Genomic DNA, 17,414 nt, shown 5'->3' with positions numbered 1-17,414 from the left:
GTTCTCCACAGGAGCCGCGCGGCAACGCCGCGCGCGGTGGATCGCACCGTATCCTCGCTGCGATGAACCGCCTGGGAACCGCACTGCTCGCCGCGATCGAGGCGGTCGTGACGGTCGGCGTCGGCCTCGGGATCGCCCTCGTCCCGCTGACCCTGCTCTGGGGCTTCGAGTACGGCCTGCAGATCGACTGGGACGTCTTCTGGAAGGCCACGGGGAGCGTCTGGCTCGTCGGGCACGGCGTCGACGTGTCGTTCCTGCTCGGGGCCGCGCTGGCGAAGTCCTCCGGGGTGAGCGGCGCCGCCGACCCGATCCACGTCACCCTCGCGGCGCTGGGCTTCGCGATCGTGACCGCGTGGCTCGCCGCCCGCGCCGGCCGACGGTTCGCCGAGACCGAGCACCGGACGACGGGTCTGCTCGTCGGCACGGCGGTCGTCGCGGCCCTCGGGCTCCTGGTCGCGCTGTCGACCCGCTCCGCTGCCACGCACCCGACGATCTGGCAGGCGATCGTCCTGCCGGCGCTCTGGTTCGGGATCCCGGCGCTCGTGACCTCCGAGGTGTGCCGTCGTCGTCGCGGCCTCCCCGCGGACGTCCTGACGCAGCGGGTGCTGGACCAGCTCGACCGGATCCCCGCGTCGTGGCGCGCGGTGGCGGCGTTCGGGCTCCGCGCGGGGACCGCGGCCACCGCGGCGGTCGTCGCCGTGGCCGGGATCGTCGTCGCGCTCCTGCTCTTCACCTCGTTCGCCGAGGTCATCTCGCTGTACGAGCGGTCGCACGCCGGCGTCGTCGGCGGCATCGCGCTCACGGTCGGACAGCTCGCGTTCCTGCCGGACTTCGTCGGCTGGGCGACCTCGTGGTTGATCGGGCCCGGGTTCGCGATCGGCACCGGGTCGAGCGTGTCCCCGATCGCGACGTCACTCGGACCGATCCCCGGCCTGCCCGTGTTCGGCGCGCTGCCGGCGTCCGGCCACACGTTCGGACTGGTCTGGGTGCTCGTGCCCGTCGTCGCCGGGTTCGCCGCCGGCGGGCTCCTCCGGCCCCGGCTCGTGGCGGCCCTCGGCACGGCGAACTCGGCACTCCACCGGGCGCTCGGTGGTGTCGCCGCCGGCCTGGTCGCCGGCGTGCTCACGGGGCTGGTCGCCTGGCTGACCTCCGGCTCGTTCGGCCCCGGACGGCTCGCCGACGTCGGCCCGCACGCACTCGTGGTCGGTGCCTTCGCGGCGCTCGAGGTCGGGGTGCCGGCGGTCGTGGCGCTCGCGGCCGGGAGCGACCTGGTGCGGATGCCGGAGCGCGGCTGGGGTCGTGAGCGCTGGCACGAGGCTGAGTCCGGGTCCGAGGCCGATGTCGACCGGGTGGCCGAGCACGAGGGGTCGCTCCTCGCCGCACTCGACGAGGCCGGTCGGACGACGAACGCGCACCGGTTCGTGGTCGAGGAGACCCACGGCGCGACCGAGCCGGCGGCGCGACGGACGACGTCGACGACCGACGACCAGCTGACCGAACCGATCGGCGACGAGCACGGCCCGTCGGGGGATCGCGATCTCGCGGGCGATCCCGACCTCGCGGGCGGCGGAGACCGGCCGGCCGCACCCGACCGCAGTGGGACGGGACCCGGCCACCGTGAGACCGGACCCGGCCGCCGTGGGACCGGCCCCGTGGCGGAGCCGGAGGTGCCGGAGGTGCCGAGCCGCGCCTCCAGGCCGACGGCCGATGCGCGTGCCGGAACGGACCCTGACGCGCGTGCCGGATCGGACCGCGATGCCGGCGTGGACCCCGATGCCGACGTCGCCCTGCCGGACTGGGCACGCACCGACGTCGTGGCGGCGGACCGCGTCGCCGATGCTCCGCGCCCAACACGTTCCGGAGGGGTCGGCGCGATCCGCGACCGACTGCGCGGCGCGGCGGACGGCGTGCGCGAGCGTGCCGGCGAGCTCCGCGACCGCGTCACCGGCGCCGACGCCGAACGCGACGACCACCGCCCCGCCGACGCGGAGCCGGTGCCGACCGCGCCCGGCACCGAGGCGCAGCCCGCGTTCCCGTGGAGCACCGAGGAGTTCGTGGCGGGCCGCGACGACGTCGACGAGGACGCTCCCGAGACGGATGCGCGCCCCCGGGCCGCTGCGTCCGGACCGAGGTGGGACGCGACCGACCAGATCCCCGAGGACGAACTCCCGTGGTGGCGCCGACCGAAGGACGATCGGTAGCGACGACCGGGTGCGGCGACCGGTGAGCGCGACCGGTGACCGCGACCGGTCGCGAGGCCCCGTCGACCGACGTCGCACGACGAGCTGGCCGGTAGGGTTGGTCCCGTGCTCGAACTGGTCGTCCTGATCTCCGGTGCCGGCTCGAACCTCCGGGCCCTGCTCGAGGCGACCCTCGACGCGGAGTACCCCGCCCGGGTCGTCGCCATCGGTGCCGACCGCGACGCCGAGGGGCTCCAGCTGGGCGAGGAGTACTCGATCCCGACGTTCACGGTGCCGTTCTCGCGGTTCGACTCGCGCGAGGAGTGGGGTCGTGAGCTGGCCGCGCAGATCCGCCCGTGGACGCCCGACCTGCTCGTGCTGTCCGGCCTGATGCGCCTGCTGCCGCCCACCGTGGTGTCCGAGTTCGCACCCGGCATCATCAACACCCACCCCGCCTACCTGCCCGAGTTCCCCGGCGCGCACGGCGTGCGGGACGCCCTCGCGGCCGGGGTGACCGAGACCGGCGCCAGCGTGATCAAGGTCGACGACGGCGTCGACAGCGGTCCGATCCTGGCGCAGGAGCGCGTCCCGGTGCTGCCGGGCGACTCCGAGTCGACGCTGCACGACCGCATCAAGCCGGTCGAGCGACGCCTGCTCATCCAGACCATCCTCGACATCGCCAACGGCACCACCGACCTGAAGGGCACCCCGAGCGCATGAGCGTGCACGCAGCCGACCCCAGCCTGTACCGCGACCGGGACGTCGTCCCTGTGCGGCGGGCGCTCATCTCGGTGAGCGACAAGTCCGGGCTGCTCGAGCTCGCCGGGGCCCTCGCCGAGTCCGGTGTCGAGATCGTGTCGACCGGGTCCACGGCGCAGACCATCCGCGACGCCGGCTACGCGGTGACCGACGTCGCCGCGGTGACGGGGTTCCCGGAGTCGCTCGACGGCCGGGTGAAGACCCTGCACCCGTCGGTGCACGCCGGGCTCCTCGCCGACCTCCGGCTCGAGTCGCACGAGCAGCAGCTCGGCGAGCTCGGCATCGAGCCGTTCCAGCTCGTGGTCGTCAACCTCTACCCGTTCGTCGAGACGGTGGCCTCGGGCGCCGACACCGCCACCGTGGTCGAGAACGTCGACATCGGCGGCCCCGCGATGGTCCGCGCGTCAGCGAAGAACCACCCCAACGTGGCGATCGTCGTGTCGCCCGCCTCCTACGCCGAGGTCGTCGAGGCCGTCCGTGCCGGCGGGACCACGCTCGAGCTCCGGAAGCGCCTCGCCGCGCAGGCCTTCGCCCACACCGCCGCGTACGACACCGCCGTCGCGTCGTACTTCGCCAGCGACGTGGTCGCCGCCGCCGAGCCGACGACGGTGCGTGACATCGAGACGCCCGGGTCCTTCGACGAGCACCTCGCCGTCACCGCCGACCTGTCCAGCACGCTCCGCTACGGCGAGAACGCCCACCAGGCCGCGGCGCTGTACACGAGCGAGGGCGGCACCGGGATCGCCCAGGCCACGCAGCTGCACGGCAAGGAGATGTCGTACAACAACTACGTCGACGCCGACGCCGCCGTCCGTGCCGCGTACGACTTCGACGAGCCTGCCGTCGCGATCATCAAGCACGCCAACCCGTGCGGCATCGCGATCGCGTCGGCCGACGCCGCCGACCCGATCGCCTCGGCGCACGCGGCCGCCCACGCCTGCGACCCGCTGTCCGCGTTCGGCGGCGTGATCGCGGCGAACCGCCCCGTCACGGTCGGCATGGCGGAGACCGTGAAGGACATCTTCACCGAGGTCGTCGTCGCGCCGGCGTTCGACCCCGAGGCCGTCGAGATCCTGTCCCGCAAGAAGAACATCCGCCTCCTCACGCTGCCGGCCGACTTCGCCCTCGCCCCGCGCGAGGTCAAGCAGATCTCCGGCGGCTTCCTCGTGCAGGACGCCGACCGCTTCACCGGGTTCGACCAGTCGACGTGGAACCTCGTCGCCGGCGAGCCCGCGGACGACCAGACCCTCGCCGACCTGGCCTTCGCGTGGAAGGCGAGCCGCGCGGTCAAGTCGAACGCGATCCTGCTCGCGAACCAGGGCGCCAGCGTCGGGGTCGGCATGGGCCAGGTCAACCGGGTCGACTCGTGCCACCTCGCGGTGACGCGTGCCGGCGACCGAGCCGCGGGCAGCGTCGCAGCGTCCGACGCCTTCTTCCCGTTCGCCGACGGGCTGCAGGTGCTCCTCGACGCCGGGGTCCGTGCGGTGGCGCAGCCGGGCGGCAGCGTCCGCGACGAGGAGGTCATCGCCGCGGCGGCCGCAGCGGGCGTGACGATGTACTTCACGGGCGAGCGGCACTTCTTCCACTGACGCTGCTGCGGGGCCGACCGGCTCGGACCTCCCTTCCGGCATGTGGGAATGTCCGGCACCCTATTGCGCGCTGAGAGTCACTGAGAATAGTCTGTAAGGCTCCGCGACAGGCACGCCGACGGCCCCGCACCACTGCACAACCACGGGTCGGCGGCACCGCGGACACAACGGTGACGAAGACGACGACTGGAGTGACGATGAACACGACGACCGGAATCGTGGCGACGGATGCCCGTGCGGATGTCGTGTCCCTCGTGGGGACCGCTCCCGACGCACGACCGTTCGGGGGTGCGCTCGTCACACGAGACCGCTCCGCCGAGCCGGCCGTCGCGCCGCACCCGTACCGGGGTGCGCCCGCCGTCACGGCACCGCTGTCCGCGTAGGGCTGTCTCCCACAGCCACCGGACGGTGATCGCCGGCTCAGCCGACGACACCGACCACGGGCCCGCGCGAGCCCACGCCTGAACCCGGGGGACGACTGTCTCCCGGTGCACTCCGACCGAACCGACGCCGCTCGACCAGCGGCGGCGGGCGACCGCGACGAGACCGCAGCGCACCCGACCAGGGTGCGCACGGCCCGAGTCGCGACCGACCTGCTCGGCCGACGACCACCACGCAACGGACACCGAGCCTCCGGACCGGACCTGCCGCGACAGCGGCTCCCGGCCGGGAGGCCCCGGCACGACGCACGAGGACGCAACCGCATGTCCAAGACGCCAGACCAGGCGCGCCCGTCCACCGACCGCCCATCGACATTCCGCGCGATCGCGCGGATCTACCCCTACGTGAAGCCCTACCGGGGCCGCCTCATCGCCGGCATGGCCGCGGCGATGGGAGCCTCCCTCGTCGCGCTCGCGATCCCCTACGTCCTGCAGTGGCTCGTCGACGGCCCGCTGTCCTCGAAGGACTCCGCACAGATCTGGCCGGCCGGCCTCGGCGTGCTCGCCCTCGGCATCCTCGAGGCGTTCTTCATCGCCTCGCGCCGTCGCATGGTGATGCGCCCGTCGACCCGCATCGAGACGAGCATGCGGAACGCGCTCTACGCGAAGCTGCAGGACCTGCCGGTCGCGTTCCACGACCGCTGGGAGTCCGGGCAGCTGCTGTCCCGGTCGGTCTCCGACCTGTCGCTCATCCGCCGCTGGCTGGCGTTCGGCGTCGTGCTGCTCGTCGTCAACATCGTGACGATCGTGGTCGGCTTCGTCGTGCTGTTCACCTTCGGGTGGCTGCTCGGCCTGGTCTTCCTCATCGCGTCGATCCCGCTCTGGATCAACGGGCTGCTGTTCGAACGCCGGTACTCCGTCGTCGCGCGCCGCAGCCAGGACCAGGTGGGTGACCTGGCGACGAGCGTCGAGCAGTCGGTGCACGGCATCCGCGTGCTCAAGGCGTTCGGTCGCGGCGGCCACAAGCTCGAGGAGTTCAGCGAGCAGGCCGAGGCGCTCCGCGGCACCGAGATCAAGAAGGCGAAGGCCATCGCGAGCATCTGGCTGTGGCTGCTGCTCGTGCCGGACGTCGCGTTCGCGCTCTGCCTGCTCGCCGGCATCTACCTGGCGTCGCAGGGGCAGCTCTCCGTGGGGCAGCTGTTCGCGTTCTTCGCGACCGCGACGGTGCTGCGGTTCCCGATCGAGTCGATCGGCTTCCTGCTCTCGATGACGTTCGACACCCGTACGGCGGTCGACCGGTTCTTCGAGGTCATGGACTCCGAGAACACGATCACGGACCCGGAACACCCGAAGACGATCGCCGAGCCGCACGGTGCGCTGTCGTTCAACGCGGTGCACTTCCGGTACCAGGACTCCGCGCCGCAGTACCCGGACCTCATCAACGGGGTCGAGCTGCGGCTGGAGCCTGGTGAGACCATGGCGCTCGTCGGGCTCACCGGCTGCGGCAAGACCACGTTGCTGTCGCTGGTGCCGCGGCTGTACGACGTGACCGGTGGATCGGTCACGATCGACGGCGTCGACATCCGTGACCTCACCCGCGAGGAACTGCGGCGCCACGTCGGCGTCGCGTTCGAGGACGCCACCCTGTTCTCGACGACGGTGCGCGAGAACGTGCTGCTCGGCCGTCCGGACGTCACCGGTGCCGAAGCGGACGCACTGATGCGCGAGGCGCTCGACATCGCGCAGGCGTCGTTCGTGGACGACCTGCCCGACGGCGTCGACACGCGCGTCGGTGAAGAGGGACTGTCCCTGTCCGGTGGGCAGCGGCAGCGGCTCGCACTCGCCCGTGCGATCGCGGCCCGGCCGTCGGTGCTCGTCCTCGACGACCCGCTGTCGGCGCTCGACGTCGACACCGAGGCGCGGGTCGAGGCGGGCCTCCGCCGCGTCCTCGCCGAGACCACGTCGCTCATCGTGGCGCACCGTCCGTCGACGGTGACGCTCGCGGACCGCGTCGCGCTCATGGAGAACGGCGTCGTCACCGCCGTCGGCACCCACTCGGAGCTGATGGCCACCAACGACCACTACCGCTACGTCATCTCGTCGCTCGACGAGGACGACGTGACCGCACGAGAGGAGGCGATGGCATGAGCCAGCAGGAGAAGAACCTGCCGGTCGACACGTCGGCCGGGCCGGGAGGCGCGGATCCCGTCGTCGACGACATCGCCGACACGCAGTCTGCCGCGCCCGTCACCGCATCGATCACCACCCTGGGCGTGCGCGGCGAGGAGCGTGAGGACTTCACCAAGGCGGAGAGCAAGCGCCTGCGGCGTCGCTCCCTCGCCCTGCTCGGGTCGCTCGCGGCCCCGCTCAAGATGCGCCTGGTGCTGCTCGGCATCGTCGTGGTCGTCTCCACGGCGGGCACCGTCGCGGGTCCGGCGCTCATCGCGTGGGGCATCGACAACGCCCTGCCGGCGGTGCTCGACCGGAACGACTGGGTGCCGGCGTTCGCCGTCGTCGCCACGTACATCGTCGTCGCGGTCCTCGGTGCGGTGCTGACCGCCTGGTACACCGTGCTCGCGGCGCGGATCAGCCAGGCGATCCTGTTCGACCTGCGCAAGCGGGTGTTCCTGCACACGCAGCGGCTGTCGCTCGAGTTCCACGAGACCTACACGTCCGGTCGGATCATCTCCCGCCAGACGAGTGACCTCGACTCCATCCGGGAGCTGCTCGACTCCGGCCTGAACCAGCTCATCCAGGGCGTGCTCTACATGGTGTTCACCGCCGTGGCCCTGGTGCTGCTCGACCCGACGTCCGGGCTCGTGCTCGCGGTGTCGCTCGTGCCCCTGTGGTTCCTGATCCGCTGGTTCCAGAAGAACTCGCAGACGCTGTTCCGTGCCACCCGTGTCACCTCGGCGCGCGTGATCGTGCACTTCGTCGAGACGATGACGGGCATCCGGGCGGTGCAGGCGTTCCGCAAGGAGTCCCGCAACCGCGACGAGTACGGCGGCTTCGTCGAGGACTACCGGGTCGCGAACACCAAGGTGTTCAACCTGTTCGGGACGTTCGACCCGGTGCTCGTCCTCATCGGCAACGCCACGCTCGCGGCGGTCGTCATCGTGGGCGGCTTCCGGATCGTCGGCGGGACGCTCGAGGTCGGTGCGCTGCTCGCGGTCGCGCTGTACGCCAAGCGCTTCTTCGACCCCGCGCAGGAACTCGCGATGTTCTACAACGGGTACCAGTCCGCCTCGGCGGCGATGGAGAAGATCTCCGGCGTGCTCGAGGAACGGCCGAGCGTGCCGGACCCCGCGAAGCCGGTGAAGCTCGCCGACGCCACCGGGAAGATGGACTTCGACGACGTCGTGTTCGCCTACAACAAGGGCAAGGTCGTGCTCCCGGAGTTCGACCTGCACATCCCGGCGGGGCAGACCATCGCGCTCGTCGGGTCCACCGGTGCCGGCAAGTCGACGCTCGCGAAGCTCATGGCGCGCTTCTACGACCCTTCGCAGGGCTCCGTGCGGCTCGACGGGGTGGACCTGCGCGACATGGACCCGAAGGACATGCGCCGCGCGATCGTCATGGTCACGCAAGAGGCGTACCTGTTCTCCGGCACCGTCGCGGACAACATCGCGCTCGGCAAGCCGGGGGCCTCCCGCGCCGAGATCGAGGCGTCGGCGAAGGCGGTCGGCGCGCACGAGTTCATCATGGCGCTGCCCGACGGGTACGACACCGACGTGAACAAGCGCGGCGGGCGCGTTTCGGCGGGCCAGCGGCAGCTGCTCTCGTTCGCGCGGGCGTTCATCGCGGACCCGAAGGTGCTCATCCTCGACGAGGCGACGGCGTCGCTCGACATCCCGTCCGAGCGGCTCGTGCAGGAAGGGCTGGAGACCCTGCTCGCGGACCGCACGGCCGTGATCATCGCGCACCGCCTGTCCACCGTCGCGATCGCCCACCGGGTGCTCGTGATGGAGTACGGCCAGATCGTCGAGGACGGCACGCCGGAGGACCTGATCTCCGGCACCGGGCGGTTCGCCCAGCTGCACGCGGCCTGGCGCGACTCGCTCGTGTAGCGGCCATCGTCGAGCGGCCCGGACGACGAACCACGAATCCGACGTGGAACCACGCACTCGCGCTGGTTCCACGTCGGATTCGTGGTTCCACGTGGTTGGCTTGACCCATGAGCAACGACAGCGTGCAGCCCGGCGGCGTCGCCCTGCGCGACCCCTTCTACGGGGCACCCTTCGCCGAGGCCGTCCGACGGTTCTGGCGGAAGTACACGGTCTTCACCGGACGGGCGTCCCGCTCCGAGTTCTGGTGGTGGTGGATCACGTCGTTCGCCATCGGGCTCGTGCTGCAGCTCGTGCCGCAGGTGTTCACACCGAACACCCCGGTGCTCGAGAACCCGGTCGGGTCCTACCTGTTCATGCTGTGGGTGCTCGCGACGCTGATCGGCTCGCTCGCCCTCGGCGCCCGACGCCTGCACGACGCGAACCTGTCCGGCTTCTGGCAGTTCCTGCACGTCCTGGTCGGCATCGGGTCGCTCGTGCTGTTCGTCATGTTCCTGCTGCCGTCGAACCCGAAGGGCGCCCGGTTCGACGCCTGAGCCGCGTCGATCTGAGCCGCGTCGATCTGAGCCGCGTCGACCTGGGCCGCCTCGTTCGGTGAGCGGTCAGAACGGGTCGTCCGCATCCGTGGCGGGCGACCAGCGCGCACGACGCATGTCGATCCTCCAGGCGGTCGTCCCCTGCACGAGCGGCGTGCCCTCGGCGCGGTAGTGCTCGTGCGCCCGGGCCTCGTGGTGGACCGGTGGCAGGCCGCCGGACCGGACCACGCGCCACCACGGCAGGTCGGCACCCTCGTGGGCCATCACCTTGCCGACGGCACGGGAGGCGCGGGAGCCGAGCGCCGCCGCGACGTCGCCGTACGTCATGACGTGTCCGGCCGGGATGAGCCGGACCACCTCGGCGACGGCGGCGCCGAAGTCGACCGGAGCGCCGTCGCCCTGGTCGACCGAACCGCCCTGGTCGACCGCGCCGCCCTGGTCGACCGCGTCGTCCTCGGGCACCGCTAGAGCGTCAGGACCGCGAAGTGGTCGCCGTACTGGGTCTCACGGACGACCTCGAACCCGACGGCACGGAAGAACGCCTCGGGGCTGTCGTCGCCACCCGGCTCGTACACGACCGTCAGGCGCTCGAGCCCACGGCTTCGTGCTTCGTCCGCCAGGCCGTGCACGGCGAAGCGCCCGACGCCACGACCCTGCGCCGTCGCGGACACGTTCACGCGCCAGATGGCGCTGCGCAGCTCTTCTTCGGAGTTGTCCTGGTCGAAGGTGCCGATGATCATGCCGACGACCTCGTCGCCGTCGAGCACAACACGGGTCCACGCGGAGCTCGGCTTCACGTCGGACTCCGCGACGCCGTAGGTCGTCGGCTGGACGAACTGCTCCTGCCCGGGCTTGAGCGTGAGGGAGTTGGCCGCGGCAGCGGTCGAGGCGGAGAGTTCTTCGAGGCGGAGGTCCGTCATGCCGCTCAGGCTAACGGTGCGACCCGTCCGGGGGCCAGCGTGACGGGGAGACCGATACCGCACCGTTGCGGCGACGACGGCGCGGTATGGTCGCGGCATGGCAGAACATCGGCGTGGGGCGAACCTCCCGTCGATCGGCGGGTTCAACCGCACCGTCGTGCTCGACGCGGTGCGCCGCTCGCCCGACGGGCTCAGCCGTGTGGAGCTCGCGTCGCGCACCGGCCTCAGCGCGCAGACGGTCTCGAACGTCACGCGGTTCCTCATCGAGGCGGGGATGATCGCGGAGTCCGGCACGGTCGTGTCCGGGCGCGGCAAGCCCCGCACCATCCTCCGGCTCGAGGCCGGCAGCCGGTACGCCGTCGGGGTGCACGTCGACCCGGCCGTCGTCACCTACGTGCTGCTCGACCTCGCCGGCACCGTCGTCGCGTCGTCGACGACCTCCACGCCGACCGCGGACGACCCGTCCGAGGTGGTCCGGACCATCGCCACCGCCGTCGACCGGCTCGTCACCGACGCGGAGATCGACGTCGACGCGGTGCTCGGCGTGGGCATCGCCAGCCCCGGCCCGATCGACGTCGACGCCGGCGTGGTGCTCGACCCGCCGTTCCTGCCGCGGTGGCGGGACGTCCCGCTGCGCGACGCGCTCGCCGAGGCCACCGGCTACCCGGTGCTGCTCGAGAAGGACGTCACGGCCGCGGTCGTCGGCGAGATGTTCCTGGCGGGGGAGTCCTCGGCGCGGAACTTCGCCTTCGTGTACTTCGGCACCGGGTTCGGCGTCGGCCTCGTCGTCGACCACGAACCCGTGCGCGGCGTCGGCTCGAACGCGGGCGACGCCGGCCACATCATGGTCGACCAGGGCGCCCTCGCCGGCACCCCGGACAGCGCCGGGACCCGGGGCGAGGTCGGGGCCGCCGTCGCACCGGACCGGCTCGTGCAGGTCGCACGCTCGCGCGGTCTGGCCCTCTCCGGCGAGGCCGCCGGTGACGGGGTGGCCGAGGTCGACCGGGCGTGGGACGAGCTGTCGGCAGCGATCGAGGCCGGGGACCCCACGGCCATCGGTCTCGCGCAGGACGCCGGCGTGGTCATGGGCAACGCGGTCGTCCTCATCGTGAACCTGCTCGACATGGACCGCGTGGTCTTCGGCGGTCCGTTCTGGTCGCGGGTGTCGAGCGTCGCGCTGCCGGCGGCTCGGACGGCGATCGTCGACTCGCCGCTGCTCGTCCCGAAGCACCCGGTGGTGGTCGACGAGAGCGACCGCGGCGCCGACGTCGCCGCGGTGGGTGCGGCGTGCCTCGTGCTCGACGCCGCGCTGTCCCCCCGCGCGAGCGCACTCCTCATCCGGCGCTGATCCCGGGGGCCGCCGCGGTGGGCCCGCGGCGGGGCGGACCCGACCACCGTCGGGCCGGACCCGCGGCGGGGTGGACCCGGCCACCGTCGGGCCGGACCGGCGGCGGGGTGGACCCGACCACCGTCGGGCCGGACCCGTGGGGCGGGGCTGCGCCGCGCCTCCCGGCAGCCGTGGGCAGCACCTGTCGTTCACCTGGACGCCACCGTCCGGACGCCCGGATGCTGAACAGTCGTGCAGGTCCCCCCCCCGATCTGCCCGAGAAGGACCCTGCATGCGTTCCCGTGCCCTGCGCTCCGTCGCCTCAGTCGCGGCCGGCCTCGTCGTCGCCGCCGGCGTCATGACGGCCTCCCCAGCCACCGCTGCCGTCGGCGACGACGACCCGAGCGTCGGCACGACCGCCGCGGACGGCCTCGTCGTCAACGAGGTCGAGTCGAACGGCGACGACACCGACTGGGTCGAACTGCGGAACACGAGCGCCGCCACGATCGACCTGTCCGGGTACGCGTTCCTCGACGACGACAGCTCGCACGACGCGTACGTCCTGCCTGCCGGGTCGACGATCGCCGCGGGCGGGTACTTCGTCGTCGACCAGGAGTCCGCCACCGCCCCCGGGTTCGACTTCGGGCTCGGCGGCGCGGACACCGTGCGGCTGTACGACCGTGCGGGCGACCTGGCCCTGCGGTACTCGTGGACGGCCCACGCCGCGGTGACGTACGGCAGCTGCCCGGACGGCTCCGGCGTGCTCGTCGACACCACCGCCTCCACCAAGGGTGCGGCGAACGACTGCTCCTCGCCGGTGCGCATCAACGAGGTCGAGTCGCAGGACGGCACCCCCGGCGACTGGGTCGAGCTGACGAACACCGGCACGACCGCGGTGTCCCTCGCCGGGTACGTGCTCCGTGACAGCGAGGACACCGCCGACCACGCGTACGCGATCCCGGCCGGCACGACCGTGGCGCCCGGCGGCTTCACCGTGCTCGACGAGGCGGACTTCGGCTTCGGCCTCGGCAAGGCGGACTCGGCGCGACTGTTCGACCCGCGCGGGCAGCTCGTGGACGCGTACTCGTGGACCGCGCACGCGGCGACGACGTACGGCCGGAACCCCGACGGCACCGGAGCCTTCGCTGAGACGTCGGAGCCCACCAAGGGCACGGCGAACCGCTTCGCCGGCGTCGTGACCGCCGAGCCCTGGCCCGGCGGCCCGGACGAGACGGTGCTCGACGACGAGGACACCTTCACGGGCGACCTGAGCGGCCTCGACTGGACGACGTCGCCGACCTCGGCCGACGGGCAGCTGTGGGCCGTGCAGAACGGCGACGGGCTGCTCTACCGCATCGTCTCCGACGGGAAGGGCGGCTGGAGTCCGACGAACGCCGCCGGCACGGAGCTCCACTACGCCGACGGATCGGGAACGCCCGACGCCGAGGGCGTGACCGTCACGGCCGACGACCCTGGTGCGGTCTACGTCTCCACCGAGCGCGACAACGACGTCTCCAAGACGAGCCGCCCCGCGGTCCTGCGCTTCGCCACCACCGACGGCTCGCAGCAGACGTTGAACGCCACCGACGAGTGGAACCTCGCGGCGGACTTCCCCGGGCTCGGCGCGAACTCCGGCCTGGAGGGCGTCACCTGGATCCCGGACTCCTGGCTCACCGCGCACGGCTTCGCGGACGAGCACACCGGCGCTGCGTACACGCCGTCGACCTACGCCGGGCACGGTGGCGGGCTGTTCTTCGTCGGGGTCGAGGGGACCGCGAGCGTGTACGCCTACGCCCTGATGGACGACGGTTCGTCCCAGCGGGTGGCCACCATCGCGACGCCGTTCGCCCTGGTCGCCGACGTGCAGTTCGACCCGACGCTCGACGCGCTCTGGGTGGTCTGCGACGAGGCGTGCTCCGGTCGCACGGCGCTGTTCGAGGTGCGCGACGGGGCCTTCACCGCGACGGCCGTCCACGAGGCACCGTCCGCGGCCGACCGCACCCTGGCGAACGAGGGCTTCGCGATCTCCGGGGTCTGCACCGCGGGGGCCCGTGCCACCTTCTACGCCGACGACAACGACACCGACGGCTTCTCGTTGCGGACGGGGACCTACCCGTGCACGGACGAGGGCACGGACCCGACGCCGGGCGACGGTGGGTCGACGCCGGGTGGTGGCGGGACCGGCCCGACCCCCGGGCCGACGCCGGTGCCGACCCCCGCGCCGGTGCCGTCGGGCTCGCCGTCGTCCCCGCCCGCGCCGGTCGCCCCCTCGGAGTCGTCGCTCACCGACGGCACCCGCGGCTCGGTCTCCGCGCCGACCTCGGCCCGCCCGGGAGCGACGATCACCATCGGCGTCGGCACCCAGTACGCCGGTGACCGGGTCAGCGTGTGGCTGTTCTCGACCCCGACGCTGCTCGGCACGGTGACGGTCGCCGCCGACGGCACGGTCTCGGTGACCATCCCCGAGGATGCGCCCGCGGGGCTGCACCGCATCGTGGTCACGGCTGCCGACGGCTCGGTGCTGGGCTGGACCACGATCACGATCGACCCGGTCACGGGGGAGCTCGCGTTCACGGGCGCCGACCTGTCCGCCGGGATCGCGGCGGCGCTGCTGCTCCTCGCCGCCGGTGTCGGGGTGCTCGTGGTGCGTCGCCGGCGCACGGTGCGCGCGGCGTAGTCGGAGCGCCGACTCCGAACGACGTCCCCGTCGTCGCACGACGACGGGGACGTCGTCCGTTGCGCGCGCGGGACATCGCGCCCCGTGAGGAGCGACTCCGTCGCTGTCGTCCGACGACGACGCTGTCGTTCCAGGTGCGCGCGCGTCGGCCCGGCGCCCTGGGGGTGACCGGCTGACGGCCTGGAGGCGCGGTGCCAGCCCGCCCCGCGCCTCCAGGCCGTCGCCCGTCGCGTCGTGACGTTCCTGCCCATCGCACGCGGGATGGAAGGCCGAATCGGGCATGGGAGGCAGGAACTCCCGTCCTCCCACGCGCGGAACGTCCTCCCACGCGCGGTACGTCCTCCCACGCGCGGAACGACCCCGGCGCCCGGGCGCGCCTGCGGGCCACGCGCGGGGGATCGGCACGCGCGGCGGCTCGCCCGGCGGCGGTAGCGTCGACGGGTGAGCATCGAGATCCTCCGGTACACCGCGTTCGCCTCCGAGCCCGGGGGAGGGAACCCGGCCGGCATCGTGCTCGACGCCGCGGGGCTCTCCGACGACGAGATGCTCGAGATCGCCCGACGGGTGGCCTACCCCGAGACCGCGTTCGTGGTCGGGCAGACGCCCACGGGCCAGCGCGTCCGGTACTTCTCGCCCGCTGCCGAGGTCCCCTTCTGCGGCCACGCCACGATCGCCACCGCCGTGGTGCTGGCGGAGCGGGAGGGCCTCGGGCGTCGGGTGTTCACGACCGCTGCGGGCAACGTGGCCCTCGACGCCACGAGCGGCCCCGACGGCGGCGTGCAGGTCGCGATGACGAGCGTCGAGCCGTCGACGCGGCCGATCGACCCGGACCTCCGCGACCGGTTGTTCGCGCTGCTCGGGCTCACCCTCGACGACGTCGCGGAGGGGTTCCCGGTCCTCGAGTCCTTCGCCGGGAACTGGCACCCGGTGATCGTGCTCGACGACGAGGAGCTGTTCCACCAGTTCCGGTTCGCGCCGGCGCCGCTCGCCGCGCTCAACGCCGAGGCCGGCTGGTTCGGCACCGTCACCGTGCTGCACCGGACGTCGGCGCTCGAGTACGAGGCGCGCAACCTGTTCCCGGTCAGCCGCATCACGGAGGACCCGGCGACCGGCTCGGCTGCGGCGTCCACGGGGGCGTACCTGCGCGAGGTCGGGGCCGTCGAGCCGGGGGACCGGGTCGTGATCCGGCAGGGGCGGCACGTCGGACGGCCGAGCATCCTGCTCGTCGACGTGCCGGCGTCGGGAGGCGTCACCGTGACGGGGAGTGCGACCCCGGTCCGCTGACGGACAGACGTTCCTTCCCATCACGTCTGCGATGGGAGGTCGAACTGCGCGTAGACGGTCGAAAGTTCTGACTGCCTATGCGCGATTCGCCCTCCTATGCGCGATTCGTCCTCCTCCGCGCGGTTCGACACGGAAAACTCTTGACACCATTAAGTCAATACGGTGGACTAACTGCGTGCGCGGGCGACGGAGCCCGCGGTCGTCACCCGTGCAAAGGAGCACCGATGAAACGCACCCGCATCATCGCCGGACTCGCAGCCGTGGCCGTCGCCGCGGTCGGTCTGGCAGGCTGCTCGAGCTCGGGGTCCGCCTCGAGTGACACCATCAAGATCGCGTACCAGAAGTTCGGCGCCTTCCAGCAGCTCGACGCCCAGATGAAGGTCGTCAAGAAGGAGTACGAGAAGGACAACCCGGGCAAGAAGGTCACGCTCGTCCCGATCCAGGCGCAGGGCAACGACTACTACACGAAGCTCGCGCTGATGAACAAGGCGCCCGCCACCGCGCCGGACGTCATGTACGAGGACACCTTCCTCGTCAAGGCCGACGCCCAGGCCGGGTACCTGCTGCCGCTCGACAAGTACACGGCGAAGTGGAAGGACTGGGACCAGTTCTACGACAACGCCAAGCAGGCGGGCGAGGGCGTCGACGGCAAGACCTACGGCGTCCCGATGGGCACCGACACCCGTGCCCTCTGGTACAACAAGGACATCTTCAAGAAGGCCGGCCTGCCGGTCCCGTGGCAGCCGAAGACGTGGGACGACGTGCTCGCGGCGGCGAAGACCATCAAGGAGAAGCAGCCGGACGTCATCCCGTTCAACATCTACTCCGGCAAGGCGCAGGGTGAAGCCTCGACCATGCAGGGCTTCGAGATGCTCCTGTACGGCGCGGACGGCTCCGGCAACACGCTCTACAAGGACAAGAAGTGGGTCACCGGCTCGAAGCAGTTCGAGGACTCGCTCAAGTTCGTGAAGGACGTCTACCAGGGCGGCCTCGGCCCGACACCGCAGCAGGCGCTCGACACGAACGTCGGCACGACCATCGCCCAGACGTGGCTGCCCCAGGGCAAGCTCGCGATCGACCTCGACGGCTCGTGGCAGTCCGGCACCTGGCTGAAGTCGGGGACCGCTCCGTGGCCGGAGTGGAACGACGTGATGGGTCAGGCACCGATGCCGACGCAGAACGGCCAGGACCCGGGCTACAACTCGATGTCCGGTGGCTGGACCCTCGCGGTGGGCAAGAACTCGAAGAACCCGCAGGCGGCGTTCGACTTCATCACGAACTTCCTCGACAAGGACGGTTCGCTGAAGTACGACACCGAGAACAGTCAGATCGCTGTCCGGAAGGACGTCGCCGAGGACCCCGCCTACACGGACGCCAACCCGACGTTCAAGTTCTTCTCCGGGCTCGTGGAGCACACGAACTTCCGCCCGGCGACGAGTGACTACTCGCAGGTCTCGAACGCCATCCAGGTCGCGATGGAGGCGGTGATGACCGGGCAGCAGACGCCGAAGCAAGCGGCAGCGGCCTACGACACCGCCGTCGTCCAGACGGTCGGCAAGAAGAACACGGTCTCCGCGAACTGACGGAACCAGTGACGGACGGGCGCGGACCGCTGAGAGATGCCGCGAAGCGGTATGCGGTCCGCGCCGGTCGAGCCTGCGAGACCGGACGTGGCGGCGTCGCCACGCGCCTCCAGTC

13 protein-coding genes are annotated in these 17,414 nt (G+C 72.0%); 11 read left to right on the top strand and 2 right to left on the bottom strand.

Going from position 1 to position 17,414, the window contains the following annotated elements; genetic code table 11:
* Positions 1-62 precede the first annotated feature (62 nt).
* The 7 genes from EDF64_RS05460 (at position 63) to EDF64_RS05430 (ending at position 9,508) form a co-directional block, all read left to right on the top strand.
* Positions 63-2,201: a cell division protein PerM gene (locus EDF64_RS05460; protein WP_133519054.1), complete on the top strand. Its 2,139-nt coding sequence runs from the start codon at positions 63-65 to the stop codon at positions 2,199-2,201.
* A 105-nt stretch (positions 2,202-2,306) separates the two neighbouring features.
* Positions 2,307-2,900 (top strand): phosphoribosylglycinamide formyltransferase, encoded by a 594-nt coding sequence (gene purN, locus EDF64_RS05455; RefSeq protein WP_133519053.1) that lies wholly within the window; start codon positions 2,307-2,309, stop codon positions 2,898-2,900.
* Positions 2,897-4,528 (top strand): bifunctional phosphoribosylaminoimidazolecarboxamide formyltransferase/IMP cyclohydrolase, encoded by a 1,632-nt coding sequence (gene purH / locus EDF64_RS05450; RefSeq protein WP_133519052.1) that lies wholly within the window; start codon positions 2,897-2,899, stop codon positions 4,526-4,528. Before purN ends, purH begins: the two co-directional genes overlap by 4 nt.
* A gap of 197 nt (positions 4,529-4,725) precedes the next feature.
* The gene (locus EDF64_RS05445) at positions 4,726-4,911 is read left to right on the top strand and encodes a hypothetical protein (protein ID WP_133519051.1); all 186 of its coding nucleotides are present in this window, start codon (positions 4,726-4,728) and stop codon (positions 4,909-4,911) included.
* A gap of 321 nt (positions 4,912-5,232) precedes the next feature.
* Positions 5,233-7,056 carry an ABC transporter ATP-binding protein gene (locus tag EDF64_RS05440; protein ID WP_133519050.1) on the top strand — a complete coding sequence of 608 codons (1,824 nt, stop codon included), beginning with the start codon at positions 5,233-5,235 and terminating at the stop codon, positions 7,054-7,056.
* A 110-nt stretch (positions 7,057-7,166) separates the two neighbouring features.
* Positions 7,167-8,975, top strand: coding sequence for an ABC transporter ATP-binding protein (locus EDF64_RS05435; protein WP_133519292.1), 1,809 nt, complete (start codon positions 7,167-7,169; stop codon positions 8,973-8,975).
* 107 nt (positions 8,976-9,082) lie between these two features.
* Positions 9,083-9,508 carry a DUF805 domain-containing protein gene (locus EDF64_RS05430; protein WP_133519049.1) on the top strand — a complete coding sequence of 142 codons (426 nt, stop codon included), beginning with the start codon at positions 9,083-9,085 and terminating at the stop codon, positions 9,506-9,508.
* Between the two features lie 66 nt (positions 9,509-9,574).
* On the opposite strand, the gene EDF64_RS05425 is transcribed toward EDF64_RS05430, so the two are convergent.
* Together EDF64_RS05425 and EDF64_RS05420 are read right to left on the bottom strand one after the other, a co-directional pair.
* Positions 9,575-9,970, bottom strand: coding sequence for an MGMT family protein (locus EDF64_RS05425; protein ID WP_279512724.1), 396 nt, complete (start codon positions 9,968-9,970; stop codon positions 9,575-9,577).
* A gap of 2 nt (positions 9,971-9,972) precedes the next feature.
* On the bottom strand, positions 9,973-10,428 hold the full coding sequence (locus tag EDF64_RS05420) for a GNAT family N-acetyltransferase (RefSeq protein WP_133519048.1): 456 nt from the start codon (positions 10,426-10,428) through the stop codon (positions 9,973-9,975).
* Positions 10,429-10,525: 97 nt separating this feature from the next.
* Between EDF64_RS05420 and EDF64_RS05415 the strand changes: the two genes are divergently transcribed.
* From EDF64_RS05415 to EDF64_RS05400, 4 genes are all read left to right on the top strand, one after another.
* Positions 10,526-11,776 carry an ROK family transcriptional regulator gene (locus EDF64_RS05415; RefSeq protein WP_133519047.1) on the top strand — a complete coding sequence of 417 codons (1,251 nt, stop codon included), beginning with the start codon at positions 10,526-10,528 and terminating at the stop codon, positions 11,774-11,776.
* Between the two features lie 271 nt (positions 11,777-12,047).
* Positions 12,048-14,432 (top strand): lamin tail domain-containing protein, encoded by a 2,385-nt coding sequence (locus EDF64_RS05410; RefSeq protein WP_133519046.1) that lies wholly within the window; start codon positions 12,048-12,050, stop codon positions 14,430-14,432.
* Positions 14,433-14,873: 441 nt separating this feature from the next.
* On the top strand, positions 14,874-15,716 hold the full coding sequence (locus EDF64_RS05405; RefSeq protein ID WP_133519045.1) for a PhzF family phenazine biosynthesis protein: 843 nt from the start codon (positions 14,874-14,876) through the stop codon (positions 15,714-15,716).
* A gap of 224 nt (positions 15,717-15,940) precedes the next feature.
* On the top strand, positions 15,941-17,299 hold the full coding sequence (locus tag EDF64_RS05400; protein ID WP_133519044.1) for an extracellular solute-binding protein: 1,359 nt from the start codon (positions 15,941-15,943) through the stop codon (positions 17,297-17,299).
* The last annotated feature ends 115 nt before the right edge of the window (positions 17,300-17,414 follow it).

This window comes from Curtobacterium flaccumfaciens (assembly GCF_004361695.1).
GTDB classification, from domain to species: Bacteria; Actinomycetota; Actinomycetes; order Actinomycetales; family Microbacteriaceae; genus Curtobacterium; species Curtobacterium flaccumfaciens_B.
The sequence above is the reverse complement of the archived record's forward strand: the minus strand, read 5'-3'. Positions and strand labels throughout refer to the sequence as shown.